This is a genomic window from Dehalococcoides mccartyi CG5, from assembly GCF_000830885.1.
Lineage (GTDB): Bacteria > Chloroflexota > Dehalococcoidia > Dehalococcoidales > Dehalococcoidaceae > Dehalococcoides > Dehalococcoides mccartyi_B.
The window spans coordinates 388,137-412,180 of record NZ_CP006951.1 but is presented as its reverse complement, the minus strand read 5'-3'; the positions used below and the strand labels follow the sequence as shown (position 1 = coordinate 412,180).

Here is a 24,044-nt window from a genome sequence, read left to right as displayed (position 1 = left end):
GCGTGCCTATCTATAACAATCTATGACCTCTGGCAGTATTGTAGACATATTAGCCCAAATCCTTAATACTCTACATCCCTCTAACCTATATCAATATTTCTCAAGCAAAACTTTGCAAAGATGGGGGAGTTTGTGGAATAATACAGAGCTCCAGAATAATGATTTTAAATGTCTGGGTGTGCTATCATAAACTACCTGAACCGTCATAGATGAAGGAGATCGACTAATGCAAAAAGGTCATGAGGCTATTGTCTGGTTTAACGAAGTTACGAAGAACGATATCCCTCTGGTCGGCGGTAAAGGCGCTAATTTAGGCGAAATGACTAACGCTGGCATCCCCGTCCCACCCGGATATATCGTAACAGCCAATGCCTATTTTGACTTCATAAACAGCTCAAACCTTCACCCTGCTATCAGTAAGGCTCTTGAGTCACTGGATATCAATGATTCCAAACAACTCTCTGTTGTTGCTAATATCGTAAAGGAAATGATTCTTTCCACCCCCATGCCCCCCGGACTTGCCACTCAGATTAAAACCGCCTATAAAAAAATGGGGCAAGGTCTGGTAGCGGTACGGTCATCAGCTACTGCTGAGGATTTACCTGAAGCATCTTTTGCCGGACAGCAAAGCACTTACCTTAATATAGAGGGCGGCGACGAAGTTGTGGTAGCCGTTCAGAAATGCTGGGCTTCCTTGTTTGAAGCCAGAGCTATTTACTACCGGGTACAGCAAAACTTCGATCATCTGCAGGTAGGCATAGCCGTACCGGTACAGAAAATGGTACAGTCGCAGGCTTCCGGAGTATGCTTCACTATTGAACCCATTACTTCAGACCCCACTAAAATAGTTATTGAAGCTATATATGGTCTGGGGGAAGGTCTGGTGTCAGGGGAAATCACACCGGACCTTTATATTTTAGATAAAGAAGGCCCTGCAGTTCTTTCACGGACTATCAGCCATCAGGAAAGGCGGCTTGTTCGTAAAAACGGCAACTCAACCTCCGGTGCCGAAGACGAATCCGGCAACAATTACTGGCAACCAGTCCCCTCCACCAAGCAAGAACAGCAGAAAATCACCGAAGACGATATTATTACGCTGGCCAAACTGGCTATGCTTATTGAAAACCATTACAAAGGCCCTCAGGATATTGAGTGGGCTAAAGAAGAAAACGAAATTTATATTGTCCAGTCCCGCCCGGTTACTGCCCTGAAAGATGCCAGCGAACTGGAGCCCGAAATTGATGCCCCCATTATGCTGCAGGGTGCGGCTGCTTCACCCGGTCTGGCCACCGGCGGAGTCAAAATACTTCAGGACCCCTCTGAGATAGACCTGGTACTTCCGGGTGATATTCTGGTAGCCGAAATGACCACCCCTGACTTTGTGCCGGCTATGAAACGGGCAGCAGCCATTGTAACCAACCGCGGCGGACGCACTTCCCATGCTGCCATTGTCAGCCGTGAACTGGGCATCCCCTGCGTAGTGGGTACTGGCGAAGCCACCAAGGTACTTAAAAACGACCAGATGATCACCGTTGACGGTACTCATGGCAAGGTTTATAACGGCAAGGTTACCCGAAACGTAAAAACCAGCAATATCGCTTCCATTGTACGTGAGGCTATCCGCACCAAGACCCGTGTTTATGTAAACTTGGCTCAGCCTGAGCTGGCTGACAAAGTAGCCGCCCGCAATGTAGACGGTGTGGGTTTGCTGAGAGCCGAATTTATATTCAGCCAGATAGGCAAGCACCCCCGCTATATGATAGAAATGGGTCAGCAAGAGGAATATATCCAGCAGGTGTACGCAGGAGTTCTTTCCTTCGCCAAGGCTTTCTATCCCCGCCCGGTGGTTTACCGCACCAATGATTTCAAAACCAATGAATACCGTGACCTGTTGGGCGGTGACAAATACGAAGGCCAAGAAGAAAACCCTATGCTGGGTTACCGCGGTGTTTCCCGCTATATTAAAGATATTGAAGTATTCAAGATGGAAATTGAAGCCATCAAACGGGTACGCAAGGACTATCCGAATGTCTACGTTATGCTTCCATTTGTACGAACGGTAGATGAACTTGTAAAAGTAAAACGGATACTGGAAGATGAAGGCCTGAAACGCGGCCCGGATTTCAAACTCTGGATGATGGTGGAAGTTCCCTCCAATATCTTCCTAATTGACAAGTTTATTGATGCCGGTATTGACGGCATATCTATAGGCTCAAATGACCTTACCCAGCTGATACTCGGTGTTGACCGTGACAGCGAAATGCTGCGTGAGACCTTTGACGAACGCAATGAGGCGGTTCTGGTGGCTTTAGAAAAAGCCGTTACCACCGCCGCCCGTCGCGGTATTACCGCATCCATCTGCGGACAGGCACCTTCGGTTTACCCCGAACTGACTGAAAAGCTGGTCTCCTGGGGTATAACCTCGGTTTCTGTCAGCCCTGACATGATAGGCACTACCCGTGAGATTATTGCCAAGGCAGAGGCCAAATTAAAGATTAAATGATTAGCGAGCTTCGCATAAGGGAGCGCATTGAAGCCAGAGAGGAGACCCTCTCCCCTTACGCGGTTAAAAGCCGCCTTTCTCGTGGCAGGCAAAAACCAGAAGACCCGGACCCGGTTCGCACCTGTTTTCAGCGTGACCGGGACCGGATTATACATTCCAAGGCTTTTCGCCGCTTAAAGCACAAAACCCAGGTCTTCATTGCCCCTTTGGGTGACCATTTTGTGACCCGCCTTACCCATACTCTGGAGGTCACCCAGATAGCCCGGACTATTGCCCGGGCACTCAACCTTAATGAAGACCTTACCGAGGCTATTTGTCTGGGGCATGATCTTGGGCATACCCCCTTCGGACATGCCGGCGAAGAGGTTTTAAACGAACTTTTCCCCAAGGGTTTCCACCATAACGAACAAAGCCTGCGGGTGGTAGACCTGCTGGAAAAAAACGGGCATGGCTTAAACCTCAGCTGGGAGGTACGTGACGGCATACTCAACCACTCCAAATCACGTTCAAACATACTGGGGGAAACCCATAATAAAGCTGCCACCTTTGAAGGCCAGATTTGCCGTATCGCAGATGCGGTTGCCTATATAAACCATGACATTCTGGACTCGGTACGGGCAGGTATTATCAAGGCCAATGACCTGCCGCTAGGTGCAGTATCGGTATTGGGCAATACCCACTCCCATCGGATAAACACCATGGTGTGTGATATTATTAAAAACTCTTGGTCATGCACGGGCTTACTGCCCGGTCAAGAACCGGTGCTTACCATGAGTAACAAGGTACTGGATGCCAGCAATACCCTCCGGGATTTCCTTTTTGAGCAGGTATACCAAAGCAAAGACCGCAAGGCTGAGCACGAGCGGGAAATAGTCCGCCTTTTATACAAATATCTGGTAGGCCATCAGGATTTGTTGCCAGCGGAATATATAGCCCTGTCGGACAAACCCGAACGCAGAGTGGCTGATTATATTGCGGGCATGACCGACCTTTTTGCCCTGAGACTGGCCAAAGAACTTAATCTGGCAGACTGATATGAATGACGCAGTAGAAGAAATAAAGCAAAAACTGGATATTGTCAGCTTTATAGGTCAGTATACTAAACTGACCAAAGCCGGCCGCACTATGCGCGGAATTTGCCCGTTTCACAGCGAAAAACACGGCTCTTTTTTCGTTTACCCCGAAGCCCAAAACTGGCACTGCTTCGGCGCATGCAATACCGGCGGTGACATCTTCGCTTTTGTAATGAAAAAAGAAGGACTGGATTTCAAGGCCGCACTGGAACTGCTGGCTGAAAAAGCCGGCGTAAGCCTGCCCAGCCAGATAAACCCGGCAATCAAAGACCAAAGAGACCGCCTGTATGAAATAAATCTGTCCGCCGCCCAGTATTACCATAACCTGCTTTTAAACAGCCCTCAGGCGGAAAATGCCCGTATCTACCTAAACTCCCGCGGCCTAAATGAACAATCCCTGGCAGATTTCCAGCTGGGATACGCCCTGGCGGACTGGCAGGGGCTTTATGACTACCTGAAGGAACGCAGCTATTCAGATGAAGACCTGCTGAAGGCCGGGGTAATAGTCCGCTCTGATGAGGGACGGATTCATGACCGCTTCCGGAATAATATTATTTACCCCATTGCCAACTACAAAGGGCAGATAGCCGGTTTCGGGGCACGGGTTATGGATAACTCCCAGCCCAAATACCGTAATTCCCCCCAGACAGATCTCTTTGACAAAAGCAGCCTGCTGTACGGCCTGCATCTGGCTTCAGCCAGCATTCGGGAAAATAACCGGGCAATCATAGTGGAAGGCTATATGGATGCCATCATGTCCCACCAAGGCGGTTTTACCAATACGGTAGCCTGCATGGGAACTGCCCTCACCGAACGCCAAATAGCTTTAATAAAACGCCAGACCAAAAACTTAGTATTGGGGCTGGACTCGGATTCGGCCGGCGAAGAGGCTACCTTAAGGGCTATAGATTATGAAAACCAGATGGAGTCTGAAATACGGGTAGCAGTACCTGAAGGAGGCAAAGACCCTGACGAGCTTATCCGCCATTCACCCCAGAGTTGGCAGGAGATACTGGATAATGCCCGCCCACTGCTGGACTATATATTTGAACACAGCCAAAGAGGGCTTGACCTGAATTCAGCCGCAGGCAAGTCTAAACTGACTGACCACCTTTTACCCATTATATCTAAAATGGAAGATGGAGTACGCCAGTCCCATTATCTTGGCAAATTGGCCGAAATAGTAAGCACCAGCCAGAACCGTATACTTGAACGGCTGAAAAAACTGAAGAATGAAACCCGTAATGCCAAAGTTACGGAAAAAGAAGCCCCATCAGGCCAAGCCCCCAAAAACCCCGCCCTTGAGGAGTATGCCTTAAGCCTGCTTTTCACATCAGCGGAGGTTACCCGTTTCGCCTATAACCTGCACCCTGAGTATCTTGAGATACCCCAGTACCGGGAACTGCTGGCGATTTATAATCAGTCCGCTGAAAAGGACAACCTGCGGCCTTGCCTTGATGAAAACCTGCGGGAATATTATGACAACTTGATGAATAAAAATCCGGCAAATGATAATATAGAGGATAAGTTTTACGACCTATGCCTGAGGCTGAGAGAAAGATACCTCCGGAACTTGGCGGTAAAACTTAACCAGGCCTTAAGCGAAATCAACCAGCCGGAAACAACTGAATACCAGGCGCTGAATGACCAGTGTGTAAAGGTCAACGAAGAACTGCGGAGTGTATTCAGTCTTAAAGACAGACGAAACCAGAAACAGAGGAGACAATAAATGCCCGCTGAGAAAGATAAGAAAGAGTTTAGCCCTGACGATATTGATGACGACAAGGATGCGGAACAAGGGCTGGCAAATATCCATGATGAACAGGATGCCGAAGCTGAAGGCGACAAACTGGCAGAGCCTGACCTCAAGGATATAGCTGATACAGACATACCCGCCGAGCTCACCGAAGAAGAACTGGCAGCCGAAGCAGACCTGATACCGGATACCGATGAAGAAATCAGCCCGCTGAATATTGATCTTGACATACCCCTTGAACAGATAGACACCCAGGGTATAGTAGATGATCCGGTACGTATGTATCTGCATGAAATAGGCCGGGTACCCCTTCTTTCGGCCGAAGATGAAAAAACTCTGGCCAAGAAAATGGAAGAAGGCAAACGCATTCGCGAAATCCGCCAGGAGTGTCTGGAAAAACGCGGGCGTTACCCGTCTGCCGCCGAATCTTTCCTGTGCATGCTCAGGGAGCTTGCCCAAGCTACCGAAGTCCTGTTCCAACTGGGACAGGAATTGGGGATGGATACTTCCGCCAGTTTGAAAACCATTATCCACAACCCCAAACTAAGGACAGCTATTGACCACGAGATTGACCAGCAACTCACCAAAAATATCTCGGATAATACCGGCAAGAGTATGGCGGAGATAGAACAGTCTTTTATCAATCTGGCTATAAACAGCTCCCTCCTGCCCAAGGTTGTGCTGGATGCCATACCCGAAAAAATGACTATACCCGAAATATCAGATCACACTTACGATACTACCTTTATAAATCATCTGGAACGGCATGAAGCAAGCCTGAAGTATTATCTGGATAACCTTGAAATAGACGCTAAACGGGCTGAACGCCATCTTATTCAGGCCAACCTCCGCCTGGTGGTCAGTGTGGCCAAGAAACACATTGGCAGGGGCATGCCTCTGCTTGACCTTATACAGGAAGGTAATATCGGTCTTATCCGTGCAGTGGAAAAGTTTGACTTCCACCGCGGTTTCAAGTTTTCCACTTATGCCACATGGTGGATACGCCAGGCCATTACCCGGGCTATTGCAGACCAAGCCAGAACTATACGCATACCTGTTCATATGGTAGAAACCATTAACAAGCTGCTTTCAATAAGCCGCCAGCTGTCCCAAAAGCTTGGGCGTGAACCTACCCCGGACGAAATAGCCCTTGAGATGGACCTACCGCCGGAAAAAGTACGAGAAATTGCCAAGGTATCCCAGTTGCCGGTTTCACTGGAATCTCCCATCGGCGAAGAAGAAGATAGCCATCTGGGAGACTTTATTGAAGACCAGAACGCACTGGCACCGCCGGATGCCGCTTCACGCCAGTTGCTAAAGGAGCAAATAGATACTGTTCTGGGCAGCCTGACCCCGCGTGAACGCCGGGTACTTCAGCTCCGCTTCGGACTGGAAGATGGCCGAAGCCGCACTCTGGAAGAAGTGGGTAAAGAGTTTAACGTAACCCGTGAACGTATCCGCCAGATAGAGGCCAAGGCTCTGCGGAAACTCCGCCACCCCAGCCGCAGCCGCAAACTTAAGGATTATCTGGAATAACCACCTGACCGGTATTCTAATCCAGCCCCTGTCGCAACTGACAGGGGCTTTTTTATATCCATTGGCCCAATAATACTATGCCGCAAATATTTCAATACCATTCTGTCATACAAATGGCTTTAAATTTTGGTTTTTATGCTAGAATATAGGCAGTAAAACTGGAGAGCTTTATGATTCCTGTCAAACTCAAAATAAAAAACTTTATGTGTTACCGGGGCGAAATACCGCCTTTTTCTTTTAACGGGATACATACTGCCTGTATCTGCGGTCAAAACGGGGCAGGCAAATCCGCCCTGATAGATGCCATTACCTGGGCGCTCTGGGGAAAAAGCCGGGCTAAGAGTGACGATGATGTGATTTCCCTAAACGAGCAGGAAGCAGAAGTCAGCCTTGATTTTGAAATTTCAGGTGAACTTTATCAGGTTATCCGCCAGCGCCAACGCCCCAAAAAGGCAGGGACAAATGGACAAAGCCTGTTAAGCCTTTTTTCACTCCAAGATGAAAAACCCCGGAATATAACCGGAGACACCCTGACCCAGACTGAGAAAAAGATAATCTCCATACTCCATATGGACTATGACACCTTTATAAACAGCGCCTTTCTGAGGCAGGGACATGCCAACCAGTTTACCCAGCAACCCCCCGGCAAACGTAAAGAAGTGCTGGCCAACATACTGGGGTTAGAAATATATGACCAGCTGGAAGATTTGGCCAGACAGGCTGTACGTGAAGCAGAAACCAAAAACCTGCAGATTGAACAGAGTATTGAAGATGGCAAAGAAAGTCTGAAGTCCAGACCGGAACTGGAAGAAGCCCTAAATCATACCCGTCAAGACCTGGCCGAAGGTGAAGGCAAATTAAAAATTCAGCTTGCCGAGCTGGAAATTATGCGGCACAAGAAACATAGCTTTGACACCAAACAAAATACCTGCCGCCAGTTGGATAACGACCTGAAGGATATTTCCAAAGACCAATCCCGCTGGATTCAAACCCTGCAAGAAATAAAACAGCGTATCAGCACTTTTGAAACACTCTCTGCCCAAAAGGAAGCAATCTTTAAAGGTTTTCAGGAATACTCCGTCTGCCAAAGCCTGTATGATAAACACAACCGGATACTGGCTAAACTAAGGCAACTGGAAAATACCAAAAAGCCCCTTGAAGATGCCGTTTACAAAGAAGAAAACAATCTTAAAAATACCTTGGGGAAATATCAGGAACGCCTGAAATTCAGGCAAGACACTGCTCAAACTCTGGTGATACTGGAAAAAGAAAAAACCCAATCAGACCAACTGAAAACCCGGTTGGAAACTGAAGAGGCGGAACTGAAAATCCAACAGAACAAGCTGCTTAATCTGCAAAGCAGCCTGGCCAGACTGGAAACTGAACACGCCGTTGCCGTCAAAGAGGTAAACGCACTTGAAGAAAAACTGAACCTGCTGGCTGAAGCGGGTGAAAACCGCTGTAACTGCCCTCTATGCGAAACTGAACTGGGACAAGACAAGCTCAAGCTGGTGTTTGGCAAATACAAGACGGAACAGGATACCCAAAAAAACCTGCAAGCAGATCTGCAGGAAAAACTGAGCCAGATGCAATCAGATATACAAGCCTTGCTTAAGTACATTGAAACCGAAACTAACCGCCTGAGTCATAGCCACAAACAGTATGAAAGACAGATAAGTCTACTGGACAAAGGGATTGCGGAGGCTAAAGAGGCTGAAATAAAGGCGGCGGAAGGCAGAAACCTGATTGCAGGTATTGAGAAACAACTGAACGAACGGAGCTATGCCACTGCGGAGCAGGCCAGTCTGGCAGTAGTCGAAAAAGAAATACAGGGACTAAATTTTGATAATGCCGAATATACCCGAAACCAGCAGAATCTGGCTGATTTGACCCCTTTTGAAGAAAAGAAACGTAAACTTGACGAAGCAATTAACCGCCTGCCGCTGGAAAATGACAGTCTAAAAAAGGCATCCTCTGCACTGGCAGAGCTGACAGTCCGGCGTGATAATAAACTAAATGAACAGCAGACCCTGCTTAAAGAGCTGGCGGAATTACCGGTGCTTGAAAAAGAACTGGGAGAAGCCGAAACTGAATATAAGTCACTCAGTCAAAGGCAGGATGCCCTGAGGCAACAACTGGGTTCACTCAGCCAGAAAGCAGAACAGATAAATGAGCTGGAGAAAAAGCTGAAAAAGCAAGCACAAGAGAAAGACCAGACCACTCAAGAAATAAATTATTTCGGTAAACTGGTCAGAGCTTTCGGCAAAAAAGACGGAATCCAGACTATGCTTATTGAAGACACCCTGCCTGAACTGGAAAACGGAGCTGACCTGTTGCTGTCGCGTATGACTGACGGCCGCATGCACCTTAGCATAGAAACCCAGCGTTCCACCAAAAAGGGAGACCAAACCGAAACTCTGGATATAAATATCTCGGATGAACTTGGCACCCGCAACTATGAAACCTTTAGCGGCGGTGAGGCTTTCAGGATAGATTTTGCGATCAGGATTGCCCTGTCACACTTGCTGGCAAACCGTCTGGGCGCACCTTTGCGGACACTTATCATTGATGAGGGATTTGGCACACAGGACACTACCGGCATTGAGCGCCTGAAAGAGGCCATAAACTCTATTCAGAACGAGTTTGACAAGATACTGGTCATAACCCATATAGATGACCTGAAAGATTCATTCCCCACCCGCATTGAGATAGACAAAACCCCATCCGGCTCAGCTATCCGCCTAAACTAAACGTCCCGCAGGATAAATACGTCTTCTATATCTGCATGCAGGGCTTTGGCTACTTTGTGGGCCAGAATAAGCGAGGGATTATACTTGCCCTTTTCAAGGTAAAGCATGGTCTGGCGGCTGACCCCTACTGTTTCGGCCAGCTCAGATTGGGTAAGATTATATCTTGCCCGCAGTTCCTTAATCCGGGTGCGCAGTATCATGTAGTCTTTTCCTTTGCCCTTTCCGCTGAGTATTATCAAACGCCTATGTTAGAATTATATTACCTAAACAGGGCAAATTGCAAAGGGTTCGTAATTATTAGAAAGCAGTTACAGCCCTAAATCAGAAGAAACAGACTGCATGGCGCTTAGGGACAGGCGGATGAACTCATCCAGTTCCAGACCCAAACTTGAACAACTGGCAATCTGCTCACGGTTTGCACCGGCAGCAAAGGACTTTTCCTTGAAACGTTTAGCCACACTTTTGGCTTCCACACAGGCCAGCTTTTTGTCCGGCCTGACCAGAGCAGCGGCGGTAATAAGCCCGGTAATAGGGTCAGCACAGAACAAGGCTTTTTCCATACGGCTATCGGGGATAATACCATGTGCAGAGTTATGCACCAGAATAGCCTGACAAACAGCTTTACCTGCACCCAAACTGGCAGCAATTTCGGCACTCCGTTTGCTGTGAAGTGACATATCGTCTTTTACTTCACCCAAATCTATATCATGAATAAGCCCAGCCATAGCCCATTCATCCTGGTTCTCACCAAAATACCCGGCCAAACCTTTCATAACTGCTTCAGTAGCCAGCATATGTTTGACCAGATTCTTATTGTCTACCCGTTTTTCTACTTCAGCCAAAGCCAATTGCCTGTCCATATTTCTGTCCCCTTTGATTAGTCTTGGCAAATTTGCAGTAAACGCCTGGCAAACAGGCGATAACTGATTAAGTCTATTTCAGTTTCGGTAAAACCCGCCGCAGGTATTTGCCGGTCACGGAGGCTTTATTCAAGGCAACATCTTCAGGTATACCCTCAGCTACAATCTGCCCGCCTTTTATGCCTGCACCCGGCCCTAGGTCTATTATCCAGTCTGCATTCTTGATAACATCCAGCTGGTGCTCAATAACTACCACAGTATTGCCGCTGTCTACCAGCCGCTGAAGCACCCGCAGAAGTGCCGCCACATCTTCAAAAGAAAGCCCGGTAGTAGGTTCGTCCAGTATGTATAAAGTCCGCCCGGTAGCCCGTTTGGAAAGTTCGGTTGCCAGTTTGATACGCTGGGCCTCACCCCCCGACAATGTAGGTGCCGGCTGACCTATGCGGATATACCCCAAACCCACATCCTGCATGGTTTGCAGTTTGGAGCTGATTTTGGGGAAATTTTCAAAAAACTCCAGCGCCCTGTCCACTGTCATATCCAGTACGTCTGCAATGTTTTTATCTTTAAATTTTATCTCCAGCACTTCGCGGTTATAACGTGCCCCGTGGCAAACTTCACAGGGAACAGTCACATCCGGCAGAAATTGCATTTCTATCTGGATATAACCCTCTCCGCCACAGGTTTCGCAGCGTCCACCTTTTATGTTAAATGAAAACCGCCCCGGCCCGTAACCCTTTACCTTGGATTCGGGCACTGACGCAAACAATTCCCGTATATTGGTAAATGCCCCTGTATAGGTAGCCGGATTTGAACGGGGTGTCCGCCCGATGGGCGACTGATTTATTTCTATTATCTTGTCAATGTGCTCCGTGCCGGTTATAGAATCTGACCCGCCGGCCCTGTCTTTAGCCCCGTAAAATACCTGAGCCAGATGTTTGAAAAGAATATCGGTAACCAGAGTGGACTTGCCACTGCCAGAAACGCCGCTGACGCAAACCAGCTTGCCCAGAGGGATATGTACGTCTATATTTTTAAGATTATTCTGGCGGGCACCCTGTATGAGCAGTTCCTGCCCGTTACCATCCCGCCGTTTTTCGGGCACAGGTATTACCTTGGCGCCGGATAGATACTGGCCGGTAAGTGAAGCCGGGTTTTGCATTATTTCGCTGATATTGCCGGTAGCCACTACCCGCCCGCCGTGTTCACCCGCCCCCGGCCCCATATCTATAATATAGTCCGCCGCCCTCATCACAGATTCATCGTGCTCCACTACCAGTATGGTATTGCCCAAATCACGCAGTTTCTGCAGGGTTTCCACCAGACGGGTATCATCTGCCGGGTGCAAGCCTATGGTAGGTTCGTCACAAACGTATAGCACCCCCATCAGGCCGGAGCCAATCTGTGAGGCCAAACGTATCCGCTGGGCTTCACCGCCGGACAAAGTTCCGGCGATACGGTCTATAGTTAGATATTCCAGACCCACGTTATTTAAGAACCCCAAACGTGAACGTATCTCTTTGAGTATCTGGGCGGCTATAAGCTGTTCCCGTTTGCTAAACAGGGTATTTTTGCCAGCCAGTTCATTTGCCCATTTAAACTGTTCATCTACGGACATACCCGCCACATCGGCAATGTTGCGTTCGCCTATCTTTACTGACAGGGCTTCCTTGCGAAGCCTTTTGCCTCCGCAAGCCTGACAGGGGCTAGCCAGCATATATTTTTCAATACTCTCCCGTACTCCCTGAGACTCACTATCACGGTAAAGTCTGTCCAGACGGGGTATAACCCCTTCAAAACCACTGGTGTATTCCCTTACACGCCCGTAGCGGTTGCGGTATTTATGAATATCACCACCCTCACCGTAGAGCAATAACTGCATTTGTTCAGGAGTAAAAGTGGAAACAGGCTTGTTGAGCGAAAAACCCGCCCTGCGGGCCAAATCTTCCACCTGTCCGAAGTACCAGTTCTGGTTCTGATAAGGACTGATAGCCCCGTCCGCCAGAGACTGATTTTTGTCCGGTATAATCAGCTCAGGGTCAAGCTCCATCTTGGCACCCAGCCCCATACACGTCTGGCAGGCGCCATGGGGAGTATTGAAACTAAAAGTTCGGGGTTCTATTTCACCCAGGCTTACACCGCAATCCGCACAGGAAAATTTTTCGGAAAAAAGCATATCCTGCCCGTCCACCACCGATATTACCACCAGCCCCCCGCCCAGCTTCAGAGCAGTTTCAACCGAATCCGCAACACGTCCCTGTGAGCCCGCCTGACCAACCACCAGACGGTCTACCACCGCTTCTATATCATGTTTTTTGTTTTTATCCAGTTCTATATCTTCGGACAAATCTTTAATCTGCCCGTCCACCCTAACTCTGGCGTAGCCTGATTTGCGGAGGTCTTTAAACATCTGGGTATACTCACCCTTGCGTCCCCTTACCAGCGGTCCCAGAATGAGTATCTTGGCACCCTCAGGTAACAGCTGGACTGCATCGGTTATCTGTTCCACGCTCTGGGCAGAAATCTCCTTGCCGCACTCCGGGCAATGAGGGTGTCCGGTACGGGCAAACAGCAAACGCAAGTAATCATATATTTCAGTCACTGTGCCTACCGTAGAACGGGGGTTGTGGCTGACCCCTTTCTGGTCAATGGCGATAGCCGGTGAAAGCCCCTCTATATGGTCTACGTCCGGTTTTTCCATTCTGCCCAGAAACTGGCGGGCATAAGAGGAAAGAGACTCCATATAGCGGCGCTGCCCTTCGGCATAAACGGTATCAAAAGCCAAAGAGCTCTTACCTGACCCTGAAAGCCCGGTCACAACCACCAGTTTGTCACGGGGAATTTGGACATCTATGTTTTTGAGGTTGTGTTCGCGGGCACCTTTAATTTTTATATATTCCTGAGCCACCGGCAAAGTCTCCTGTTCATTTATTAGCTAACCAAATCAAAACATGTGTTCTAATATTTTACACCATAATGCTAAACAAGCCAAGACCAAACCCCCATTAAAGCTCCAAATAGCCTAATCCATCCTTGCCGAAACGGTTAAAAAACACATTTTAATCCTCTCCGGTGGGCCAGCAAATGGTATTTCGGGCTGGTTTGGGATATAATCAGGCCAATGTCAGATAACAATCTTGCCGATATCAAAAGTGCCATCATTAAAATGATTAACACTGAAAAAGGCAGTTTGGAAGAGCTGTCTCTGAAGCTGCATGCCAACCCGGAGCTGGGCTATCAGGAACATAAAGCAGTAGAATGGCTTTGTGAATATCTGTCCAGCCAAAATTTCAGCATTGAAAAAAACATAGGCGGCCTTAATACTGCCTTTAAAGCCACTTTTGGTCATGGAACACCGGTTATAGGTTTTCTGGCTGAATATGACGCCCTGCCCCAACTGGGACATGCCTGCGGCCATAACCTTATTGCCACCTCGGCGGCAGGTGCAGCCGTAGCCTCCTGTCTGGCTGCCAAGCTTTGCGGGGGGACTGTTTGTCTGATAGGCACTCCGGCTGAAGAACTTAGCGGAGGCAAAATACAGATGGTGGAAAAAGGGATATTTAAAGAACTGGACTCGGCTCTCATAGCCCACCCCGGTAATGAAGATATTGCCACTACCCAAGCACTTGCCTGTGTTACCCTAAATGTGGAGTATTTCGGTAAAGAGGCTCATGCCGCGGCCCACCCTGACAAAGGCATAAACGCACTTGATGCCATAGTACTGGCTTATACCAGTCTGAATTCACTCCGCCAGCATATAGAGCCCAGCGCCCGCATTCACGGCATTATTACCGATGGGGGTAAAGCTGCCAACATCGTACCCGGACATTCTGCCGGCACTTTCCTGATACGTTCTCAAACTATGCCTTACCTGAAAGAGCTGATGGACAGGGTACTGGACTGCTTCAAGTCTGCCGCCCAAGCTACCGGTGCCCGTTTGGAGTACCGCTTTGATAAATCCATATATGCACCCATGAATAACAACATGGCACTGGCAAATTTATATGTAAAAAACATGGATCTGCTTGGTCGTAAAACTCTGCTTGAAAACTCGGATATGAATTTTGGCAGTACCGATATGGGCAATGTCAGCCAGATTTTGCCAAGCCTGCACGGATATTATGCCATTACCCGCAAAGAAGTCTCCGGACACACGGAAGAATTTGCATCCGCTGCCTGTTCGGTGAACGGTCTAAAGGGTGCGCTGGATGCCGCCAAGGCTATGGCTATGACCGCAGCCGATTTATTTAGTAACTCAACCAATCTGGATAAAGTAAAAACAGAGTTTCAAAAATCTACCCGGCCGTCTGCTTGAACCCTTTCGGCCATAGGTTATTTAGATGAACATTTTTCTGGGTATTGATAGCGGTTCTGTATCTACAAAAGTAATATGCCTGTCACAATCTGCTGAACTGACAGACTGGGTATATCTGCCTACCGCCGGAGATCCGTTAAATACCCTTAGACTGGCACTAAGGCAATTGCAGTCCCGTTTACCGGAAAGCACCCGAGTGCTGGGGGTGGCGGTGACAGGCAGTGCCCGTGAACTGGTAGCCGAAACAGTGGGTGCGGATATGCTAAAAAACGAAATCAGCTCACAGGCCAAAGCTGCCGCCCACCTGATACCGGAAGTGAAAACGGTGATAGAAATTGGCGGGCAGGACAGTAAACTTATACTGCTGGAAAACGGTTTTGTAGTGGATTTTGCCATGAATACCATCTGCGCCGCCGGCACCGGCAGTTTTCTGGAACACCAGTCCCGCCGTCTGGATCTCTCACTGGAGGACATGGGTCAACTGGCTCAGTTTAGCCAAAACCCCATTGAACTGAAAGGCCGCTGTACTGTATTTGTTGAATCAGATATGATTCACTTCCAGCAGACCGGCAGTAGCCGTCCGGATATTGTTTATGGTTTATGTAAAGCTCTTGCCAGAAATTATTTAAACGACCTGGGGCTTCACAAAGAAATCCGCCAGCCGGTAGTTTTTCAGGGAGGAGTTGCCCGAAACCCTGCCATGAAGAAAGCCTTTGAAGAAGAACTGGGCTTTTCACTGATAGTCCCTCCCCGGCCGGAAATAACCGGGGCATGGGGTGTGGCTTTACTGCTTCGGCAGGACACGAATATAAATACAACTGCCAAGCCCACCAACTTTCGGGGGTTTGATACCCCTTTTCTCCGGGAAAAAGTATAGTCCCGGTTTTAATTAAGATGAATTTCTAAGAGGATATAAATGATAATAGCGGTAGATGTAGACGGGGGTGACTACGCCCCAAAGGAAATTATCAAAGGTGCCCTCAAGGCTGCCCAAGAGTACAAAATAGGCCTTATCCTGCTGGGCAAAAAAGAGGTTATCCATGTACATGCCGGGCATTACCTGAAAAAACTGCCCATAGAGATAGTCCACTGCCCTCAAACCGTAACTTTTAATGAACACGCTGTGGAAGCTATCAAAGGCAAACCTAAGTCAGCTATTGTAATAGGCACTTCTCTGGTTAAACAGGGCAAGGCAGACGCCTTTATCTCTGCCGGCAACACCGGTGCGGTTTTAGCGGCAGCCTTTTTTATTCTTGGGAAAATAGAGGGGGTTGAACGCCCTGCACTGGGTGCCATCATTACCACCCGCCCCCATATCCCTTCACTGCTGATAGATGCGGGAGCTAATGCAGAGTGCCGCCCCAACCATCTGGATGAATTCGCCCATTTGGGCAATATATATGCCAAACAGGTGTTGGGACTCGAAAACCCCAGAATAGGCTTACTGAATAACGGTGAAGAAGAAGCTAAAGGCACCAAACTCACACTGGAAACCCACCAGTTACTTAAAAAAAGCAAGCTCAACTTCATCGGCAATATAGAGGGGCATGATATATCCCTGAACAAGGCTGACGTGATTGTGACGGACGGCTTTACCGGAAATATTGTGCTTAAAACCCTTGAAGGGCTGGGAGATGCTTTGCTTAAGGTCCGTAAAGTAGGCCACGCCATTGACAGCGCCGCCCACCTGCGGGGCAGGGCTTTGCTGGCTGACGTGGGCTTGGGCTCTATGGTAAAAGGTATGGATTTTGAAGAATGTGGCGGTGCCTGCTTACTGGGAGTAAAAGGAACCATCATAGTTGCTCATGGACGAAGCCACGCCCGGGCAATAAAAAATGCCATCGGGCTGGCCAAACGCACTGCTGAAAAAGGCGTGGACAAGCTGATTGCCGAAGATATCAAGTCCCGTACTAAAGCAGGCACGGAAGGAGACCCCAAAAATGTCAACACTCCTGTATGACGTAATAATTATAGGTGGCGGCCCGGCCGGACTAACTGCTGCCTTGTATACCGGACGGTCAAAGCTAAAGACACTGGTTATTGAACGTGCTTTTGTAGGCGGGCAAATAACCCGTTCGGAAAAAGTGGATAACTACCCCGGCTTTCCGGAGGGCATCACCGGTTTTGACCTGACCCAGCAGATGCAAATACAGGCCGAAAAATACGGAGTGGAGATAACTTCGGCTGAAGTAAATGCCATTCATAAAACCAAAGACCACTTTGAGGTTGTCACTGAAACAGGCGGCCTGAGCGGACGTTGTATTATTATCTGCGGGGGGACCGAACGCAATAAACTGGAAGTGCCCGGAGAAGAGGAGTTTTCCGGGCGGGGAGTCTCCTACTGTGCCACTTGCGATGCCCCTTTCTACAATGACAAGGTTGTTGCGGTAGTGGGAGGCGGTAATATGGCCTTTTACGAAGCCCTTCACCTGTCCGAGTTTGCCAAAAAAGTTTACCTGATTCACCGCCGCCAAGGTTTCCGGGCAGATGCGGTGTTAATGGATAAAGCTAAAAACAAAAGCAATATTGAACTGGTGCTGGATACCGTAGTCACTTCCATAAACGGGCAGGATAGTATTCAGTCACTCAGCCTAAATAACTTGAAGACCCTAAAAACCTCCACCCTGCCGATAGACGGACTCTTTGTAGCCGTGGGCTTACAGCCGAATACCACCTACCTGAAGGGGGTGGTGGATATGGACAAAAACGGCAGTATTCTGGTAAATGACCAGATGGAAACGTCAGTAAGCGGCATACTCTCTGCCGGTGATATCCGAAGCGGCTCAATAAGGCAGGTTATATCCGCTGCCGGAGACGGAGCGGTTGCCGCTCTTTCCGCCAAGCGGTATCTTGACCTGTAAATTTAATTATTTAAGGGTACAAAACTACTCCGCTTTTCCAGTATAATAGTAAATTAAAAAGGGGTTGGCATGAAGGTTGTTTTTCTGAAAGATGTACCCGGCAGAGGAAAAACCGGAGATATAAAAGAAGTAAATGACGGCTATGCCCGAAATTATCTTATACCTAACAAACTGGCCATGCCGGCTTCTGCCGCAGTAAAGAGTGAGATTGCAGCCAAACAGGCAGCGGAAGAACGCCGCAAAGCCAAGGCTGAAGCTGAAATGGTAGAATTGGCTAAAAATCTGGACGGAGCCAAGGTAAATCTAAAAGCTAAAACCGGAGCAAAAGACAAACTCTACGGGCAGATAACTACAACTGTGATTGCCGCTGAGATTGAAAAACAAACTGGCAAGACCATAGACAAGCGCAAACTGGAGTTGGCTGAACCTATCCGCCAGCTGGGCAACTATGAAGTTGTTATCCGCTTTAACAAAGACCTGTCTTCCAAGATAAATCTGGCAGTCACTGCTGAGGAGAATACTTAGTTGCTTGATTCCAAGCTGCCGCCATACGATGTAGATGCCGAGGAGTCGGTAAGCGGTTCCTTGCTGATAGACGGGCAGGCTATTTTTGATATCATACCCATCTTGAAGCCGCAGGATTTCTTCACCGAACCCAACCGCCTTATTTTTGAGGCCTGCATGTCCTTGTACGGCCGCAGTGATGCCATCAATCAGGTTACCGTAGCCCAGGAACTGGAACGGCTGGGCAAGCTGGAAAAATGCGGAGGGTCAGCCTACCTGAGCCATGTGGTTTCGGTAGTACCCACCTCCCTGGATATTGAACATTATGCCCGCATAGTTTACCGCCTTTCGGTTATGCGCCAGCTTATTGACGCCGGGCAGAAAATAAGCGAACTGGGTTTCAAAGCCGACCCTGATGTCTCGGATTCTCTGGGCAAAGCCGAAGACCTGCTATTCCGCCTTCGCCATGAACGCTCAAGCTTGGGCTTTACCCATATTAAAAATATTTTAGACAAGTATTTTGAACCCGTACCTGCCCCCGGCAGTGAGGGCTATCAGGCTATTCCCCATGTGCTTACCGGGCTGACCGGTATGGATACCTTTTTAGGCGGGCTTCAGCGTTCAGACCTTATTATTATGGCCGGACGCCCTTCCATGGGCAAAACCTCTCTTGCTCTGAATATCGCCCGAAATGCAGCGGTTGAACAGAGAGCCTGCACCGCTATCTTCAGTCTGGAAATGTCACGGGAGTCTCTGGTACAGCGTTTGCTCTCCAATGAAGCCGCCGTAAATTCCCGTTCCATCCGCCTGAATGAAAGCAACCCTGATGAAGAACGCAAAATAATGGATGCCATCGGCGTACTTTCCGAAGCACCCATTTTTATAGATGATTCGCCCCAGATAAGGGTAGCCGAAATACGCAGTAAAGCCCTGCGGCTACGCTACGAACAAAATATAGACCTTATTATTGTGGACTATCTTCAGCTCATTCAGGGTGAAGGCAATACCAAAGAAAACCGGGTACAGGAAATAAGCTATATCTCGCGCTCACTAAAAGGCATTGCCCGCGAACTGAATGTGCCGGTTATAGCCATTTCCCAGCTTTCCCGTGCCCCGGAGTTCCGCTCATCCCATCAGCCTCAGCTTTCAGATTTGCGTGAATCAGGTTCTATTGAACAGGATGCGGATATAGTGGTATTTATATACCGTGACGAGTTTTATTATAAAGAAGAGGAATGGGCAAACCTTCACCCGGATCAGGAATACCCGCGTGAAATCGCAGATATCATAATAGCTAAACACCGTAACGGCCCTATCGGTACTGTAAAGTGCCGCTTCCGCCATGACCTGACCCGTTTTGAAAATCTGGGGTCAAGTACGGAGCCCAGCTTCTTATGAGTAACCCGCCGCCCGTCCCTGTCAGACAGGAGTTTACTCCCGTATCCCGTTATTTTATCCACCGGGTAGCGCCGCTGATTGAAGACCCGGCAGAACTTAAGGTAAGTCTAGCGGTATTCAGCCTTGTTCAGGCCAAAAAGGGCTACCCCAGATACACCACTCTGGCCGAACTGGGGGCAGAAGAAACCCTGATGAACACTTTGGGCAAAACCCCAAACGAAAGCTTGCAATCACTGGAGAAAGCCCTCAAAATGGCGGTGGAACGGGGAACCCTGCTGGGGCTGGAACTGAAAAGCGGAAAACACAACCACCAGCTTTATTTTATTAATACTGAAGCTGATACAGCCGTAGTGGAAAAAATAAAAAATGGCAGTCTGGCTTTACCCGGTTTAAAAGAAGTAACAGCAGAAGTAATAACCGGCAAAACCGGACAACCCAATATATTTAAACTTTACGAACAGAATATAGGTTTGCTGACCCCCATGCTGGCAGACAATCTGAAAGAAGCTGAAAAGCTGTATCCCGAAGAATGGATTGCCGAAGCCATAAAAGAGGCTGTCAGCCTGAATAAACACAACTGGCGCTATATAGAACGAATACTGGAAAATTGGTCAAGTCAGGGAAAAAACAGTGGAACACATAAAGGAAATACTGGGGAAACAGATAAATACAAAGGCCAATTGTACGACCACCTCGTCCAAAGATAAGGCGGTAAAGGCGGCCGAAGAAAACCTGTGCCCGTTATGTAAAGGGGCTAAATTCGTATACCCTGTTTCAGCCGAAGGGGTAACGGATTTCAGCCGGGTAGTCCCCTGCCAGTGTACCCAGTCCGAATCCGGTGCAGACCGGGAAAAACGCCTGCTGACATATAGCTGTCTGGGAGGCTTGTATAAGTATACCTTTGAAAAGCTGAATTCTCTGGGCAAGACTGACGAACCCCACAGTCAGGACACATTTAAACAGGCTTACGAGGCAGCTCTGGATTTCGCCTCCAACCCCACCGGCTGGCTGGTTTTCACCGGACCAAGCGGTGCGGGCAAAACCCATCTGGCTGCCGCCATTGCCAACAGACGCCTTTCCACGGGACAGCCGGTTCTCTACAAAAGAGCATCCGAACTGATAGATGACCTAAAAAAATCTTTTGAGCCTGACAGTGATGCCGGTTACAGCCAGAGCTTTGATATACTCAAAAATGCCCCCCTGTTAGTGATAGATGACCTGACCGTCCAGAGTGGTTCGGAATGGTCAAAAGAAAAACTTGACCAGTTGCTCACTTACCGCTTTAGTCAGGAGTTACCCACCATTATCACTCTGTCTACCCCCATAAATGAGCTTGATCCCCGTATCCAGAGCCGTCTTTTGGATAAATCCATATCTAAAATATACACAGTTGCCCCAAACCCGGAGGACAGTCTGGAATACCGCTGGGATAATGCATTGGCACTTCAAAAGAAAATGACCTTTGAAAATTATGACCACAAGCGGTCAAACCTGACTCCGGAACAACGCCAGAATATAGATGCCGCCTATAACTTGGCACTGGATTTTTCCCGAAATCCGGAAAGCTGGTTGGTGTTTCAAGGGGAAACGGGCTGCGGCAAGACCCATCTGGCATCCGCCATTGTCAATGAACGTTACCGCCAAGGCAAACCTGCCATGTTTGTGGTTGTGCCCGAATTTTTAGACCACCTGCGTTCCACCTTCAGTCCTGAAAGCAAAACTTCATATGACCAGATGTTTGATGCGGTTAAAAACGCCAAACTACTGGTACTGGATGATTTCGGGGAACAGTCCAGCACTCCCTGGGCGCAGGAAAAACTCTATCAGGTAATAAATTACCGCTATAACCGCCGTCTGGCCACCGTAATTACTACCAGATGCCAGCTGAGTGAAATAGAGGTGGCCATAAGCTCGCGCTTCGTTGACCCCCAGATAAGTATGGTATTTAACATTACCGCCCCCAACTTCCGCTGTGACAGTACCGGGCAACAGAAGCAGCGCCCTGTATCCCGTATGAGGACCACCCGCCCCCAACGCTAAGCGAACAGACTTGCCCTGCTGTAGGATTTTGTTTAGAATAAGCATAATCTTTTCGGGAGAAGCGGTGTTTGATGGACAACCATCAGGTACTGGTCTTGAACCAGGATTACCAGCCACTAAACGTATGCCATATACGGCGGGCTGTTTTGCTTGTGTACCAGAGCAAAGCCGAAATGCTGGAAGATGGCTTAGGCTTCTGGCACTCTGAAAAAGACCATTTCGCTCTGCCCTCAGTCATACGGCTATCCTGCCTCATAAAACACCCGCCGCTCCGCCCCAAACTGAACCGGGCTGAGATATTCAGCCGTGACAAACACACCTGCCAGTACTGCGGACGCAAAGATCTGGAACTGACCATAGACCATGTTAACCCCAAGCATCAGGGAGGGCCTCATGTTTGGGAAAACGTAGTAGCCGCCTGCCTGCACTGCAACCGCCATAAAGCCGGGCGCACTCCTGAACAGGCTCATATGAAGCTTATGTGCACTCCGGGAGTGCCACAGTATCGTTACGGGTATTCGCTACCCAGAGCAAACGCCAATATCCGCCATGAATGGCGGCCTTACCTTGGGCTAGGAGATGAACCGAAACTAGTGGTGTAACGGGGCATCAGGGCGGCGGCCTTCTTTATCAGGGCGAATATCTTTTAAAGCCACCTCGGCATTAGCTCCGCTTTCCAGCAGGACAAATACCATCTCTTCAAGGGGATTACCGCCAACCACTTCGCCTTTACCCACCGGAGTAGATACTTTCAGCCCGTCCTTGGGCATTTTGGCTTTGGCTGCCTTGTAGGTTTCATATTCATAGTCCAAACAACAAAGAAGCCTTCCGCAAACACCTGAAATCTTCTGGGGATTTAGCGGTAGATTCTGCTCTTTGGCCATCTTTATAGACACCGGATCAAACTCACTCAGGAAACTGCAGCAACAAAGTTCCCGTCCGCACCTTCCGTAACCGCCCACCATCTTGGCCTCATCACGCGGACCAATCTGCCGAAGCTCCACCCTGACTCTCAGCTTGCGTGATATTTCCCTGACCAGTTCCCGAAAATCCACCCTGTCTTCGGCTGAAAAATAAATGGTTACGTGATTTTCGTCCAGGCTGTATTCCGCCCGTATAAGTTTCATAGGCAAATTAAGCTTGTTTACCAGCTCTATACATTCCGCAACCGCACTCTGGTTCTTTTCTTCAAGCTGGCGTTCACGGTTCATATCTTCAGCGGTAGCCAGACGTATAACCGGCTTCAAGGGCTGTTCCAGACTGCTTTCTTCCACTTGGGAGGGAGAGGCAACCACCCAGCCCAGTTCTTCACCCCGGCTGGTTTCCAGCACTACGCAATCATACGGGTAAAGTTCAAAACCGGCCGGGTCAAAGTAATATATCTTGCCGGCTTGTTTATAGCGTATCTTTACAATATCAACCATTTTTTACAGTTCCTTCCTTTACAAAGGGTAAACTGAGCATCAGCACTTCCAGACAAAGTCTAGGATTGGCATTCGCCCGCAACCGGTCTTCGGTCTTGAGTATATTATCTATAGCTATACGTATGTCTGTAAGCCCAAGTTTGTCTGAGGCCATGTATAGTATATCTTTATAATCAATATTAGTCATGTTTTGGTTGGCATCAGCCTTCAGGAGAAGCATATCTCTAAATACGTCCAGCCACATATCCAGTATAGCTTCAGCCGCCGTGCGGTTTTGACCAAACAGATTTGATAAATCTGAGGCATAATCAAAGCGTTCTTCTTCGTCCTGCCCCAGTATCCATATGATTTTTTCAATATTTGCCTTACGTTCTTCCAGTATTTCAGGAGACGAAGCCACTTCCATAGCCCAGCCCACCCTGCCGTGACTGAGGTGGGACAGAAGCTCTGCTTTTTCCGCATCTAAACCCTGCTTGAGCAGAGCCTCACGGATAAGATTTATCTCAACGTATCTTAATTCCAAAATCTGGCAACGTGAAATTACTGTGGGTAACAGGAGCGATTTATCAGCGGTAAGTAAAATAAATATATTTTGGGAACCGGTTTCTTCCAGTGTTTTTAAAAGACGGTTTGAAGACTCCAGTGAAAGTTTTTCTGCCTGATGGATAATAAAAACCTTGTACTTACCTTCAAATGGGGGCAAACTGGCGGCATGCTGGATATCTTCTATCTGTTTGACACCTATTTCAGCTTTAGCTTTGCCGTCAGACGCATCTTCAGCCGAAAGAAGCTCCAGGTGGATAATATCAGGGTGATTTCTAGACAAAATACGCCCGCAAACCGAACATTCCTGACAGGGGGGCGGTGAAGCCTGACAATTTAGTGCTTGGGCAAAGGTGAGAGCCATCCGCTTTTTACCCACCCCTGACGGGCCATGAAATACATAAGCATGGCTAAGCTTGTCTTGACTGAGGCTGTTACTCAGAAAGGAGACTACCTTATCCTGCCCTATTATCCGCCACAT

The 24,044-nt window shown here is 48.5% G+C and carries 19 protein-coding genes; 14 read left to right on the top strand and 5 right to left on the bottom strand.

Features of this window, described 5'->3' with window-relative positions; genetic code table 11:
• The first annotated feature begins 226 nt into the window (after nt 1–226).
• From ppsA to X794_RS02090, 5 genes are all read left to right on the top strand, one after another.
• On the top strand, nt 227–2,503 hold the full coding sequence (gene ppsA / locus X794_RS02110; protein WP_011309070.1) for a phosphoenolpyruvate synthase: 2,277 nt from the start codon (nt 227–229) through the stop codon (nt 2,501–2,503).
• The gene (locus X794_RS02105) at nt 2,500–3,537 is read left to right on the top strand and encodes a deoxyguanosinetriphosphate triphosphohydrolase (protein ID WP_011309069.1); all 1,038 of its coding nucleotides are present in this window, start codon (nt 2,500–2,502) and stop codon (nt 3,535–3,537) included. Before ppsA ends, X794_RS02105 begins: the two co-directional genes overlap by 4 nt.
• A gap of 1 nt (nt 3,538) precedes the next feature.
• Nucleotides 3,539–5,305, top strand: a complete 1,767-nt coding sequence (gene dnaG / locus X794_RS02100) for a DNA primase (RefSeq protein WP_015407625.1) — start codon at nt 3,539–3,541, stop codon at nt 5,303–5,305.
• Entirely contained in the window at nt 5,306–6,868 is a 1,563-nt protein-coding gene (rpoD, locus tag X794_RS07490; protein ID WP_011309067.1) for an RNA polymerase sigma factor RpoD, read from the top strand.
• 170 nt (nt 6,869–7,038) lie between these two features.
• On the top strand, nt 7,039–9,618 hold the full coding sequence (locus tag X794_RS02090) for an AAA family ATPase (protein WP_041344461.1): 2,580 nt from the start codon (nt 7,039–7,041) through the stop codon (nt 9,616–9,618).
• Here X794_RS02090 and X794_RS02085 read toward each other — a convergent pair.
• The 3 genes from X794_RS02085 to uvrA all read right to left on the bottom strand — a co-directional run bounded on the left by X794_RS02085 (nt 9,615) and on the right by uvrA (nt 13,386).
• On the bottom strand, nt 9,615–9,818 hold the full coding sequence (locus X794_RS02085; protein WP_011309065.1) for a helix-turn-helix transcriptional regulator: 204 nt from the start codon (nt 9,816–9,818) through the stop codon (nt 9,615–9,617). The genes X794_RS02090 and X794_RS02085 overlap by 4 nt on opposite strands.
• Nucleotides 9,819–9,926: 108 nt before the next feature.
• Nucleotides 9,927–10,478: an HD domain-containing protein gene (locus X794_RS02080; protein WP_011309064.1), complete on the bottom strand. Its 552-nt coding sequence runs from the start codon at nt 10,476–10,478 to the stop codon at nt 9,927–9,929.
• A 73-nt stretch (nt 10,479–10,551) separates the two neighbouring features.
• On the bottom strand, nt 10,552–13,386 hold the full coding sequence (gene uvrA, locus X794_RS02075) for an excinuclease ABC subunit UvrA (RefSeq protein ID WP_011928911.1): 2,835 nt from the start codon (nt 13,384–13,386) through the stop codon (nt 10,552–10,554).
• Between the two features lie 213 nt (nt 13,387–13,599).
• Between uvrA and X794_RS02070 the strand changes: the two genes are divergently transcribed.
• The 9 genes from X794_RS02070 to X794_RS02030 all read left to right on the top strand — a co-directional run bounded on the left by X794_RS02070 (nt 13,600) and on the right by X794_RS02030 (nt 22,198).
• Nucleotides 13,600–14,793: a M20 family metallopeptidase gene (locus X794_RS02070; RefSeq protein WP_034376667.1), complete on the top strand. Its 1,194-nt coding sequence runs from the start codon at nt 13,600–13,602 to the stop codon at nt 14,791–14,793.
• Nucleotides 14,794–14,818: 25 nt separating this feature from the next.
• On the top strand, nt 14,819–15,670 hold the full coding sequence (locus X794_RS02065) for an acyl-CoA dehydratase activase (RefSeq protein WP_034376668.1): 852 nt from the start codon (nt 14,819–14,821) through the stop codon (nt 15,668–15,670).
• Between the two features lie 39 nt (nt 15,671–15,709).
• A complete protein-coding gene (gene plsX / locus X794_RS02060; protein ID WP_012984228.1) occupies nt 15,710–16,753 on the top strand; it encodes a phosphate acyltransferase PlsX in 1,044 nt (347 codons plus the stop codon).
• Nucleotides 16,734–17,654 (top strand): thioredoxin-disulfide reductase, encoded by a 921-nt coding sequence (trxB, locus tag X794_RS02055; protein WP_011309059.1) that lies wholly within the window; start codon nt 16,734–16,736, stop codon nt 17,652–17,654. Before plsX ends, trxB begins: the two co-directional genes overlap by 20 nt.
• A gap of 69 nt (nt 17,655–17,723) precedes the next feature.
• Nucleotides 17,724–18,179 (top strand): 50S ribosomal protein L9, encoded by a 456-nt coding sequence (gene rplI / locus X794_RS02050; protein WP_011309058.1) that lies wholly within the window; start codon nt 17,724–17,726, stop codon nt 18,177–18,179.
• On the top strand, nt 18,180–19,556 hold the full coding sequence (dnaB, locus tag X794_RS02045) for a replicative DNA helicase (protein ID WP_011309057.1): 1,377 nt from the start codon (nt 18,180–18,182) through the stop codon (nt 19,554–19,556).
• A complete protein-coding gene (locus tag X794_RS02040; RefSeq protein WP_011309056.1) occupies nt 19,553–20,263 on the top strand; it encodes a DnaD domain-containing protein in 711 nt (236 codons plus the stop codon). The genes dnaB and X794_RS02040 overlap by 4 nt, the downstream gene beginning before the upstream one ends.
• Complete coding sequence (locus tag X794_RS02035; RefSeq protein WP_034376672.1) at nt 20,187–21,596, top strand: ATP-binding protein; 1,410 nt, start codon at nt 20,187–20,189, stop codon at nt 21,594–21,596. The genes X794_RS02040 and X794_RS02035 overlap by 77 nt, the downstream gene beginning before the upstream one ends.
• A gap of 71 nt (nt 21,597–21,667) precedes the next feature.
• Nucleotides 21,668–22,198 (top strand): HNH endonuclease, encoded by a 531-nt coding sequence (locus X794_RS02030; RefSeq protein ID WP_011309054.1) that lies wholly within the window; start codon nt 21,668–21,670, stop codon nt 22,196–22,198.
• Here the strand turns inward: X794_RS02030 and X794_RS02025 are convergent.
• Together X794_RS02025 and X794_RS02020 are read right to left on the bottom strand one after the other, a co-directional pair.
• Entirely contained in the window at nt 22,187–23,020 is an 834-nt protein-coding gene (locus X794_RS02025) for a PSP1 domain-containing protein (protein WP_011309053.1), read from the bottom strand. The genes X794_RS02030 and X794_RS02025 overlap by 12 nt on opposite strands.
• Nucleotides 23,013–24,044, bottom strand: coding sequence for an ATP-binding protein (locus X794_RS02020; protein WP_011928902.1), 1,032 nt, complete (start codon nt 24,042–24,044; stop codon nt 23,013–23,015). The genes X794_RS02025 and X794_RS02020 overlap by 8 nt, the downstream gene beginning before the upstream one ends.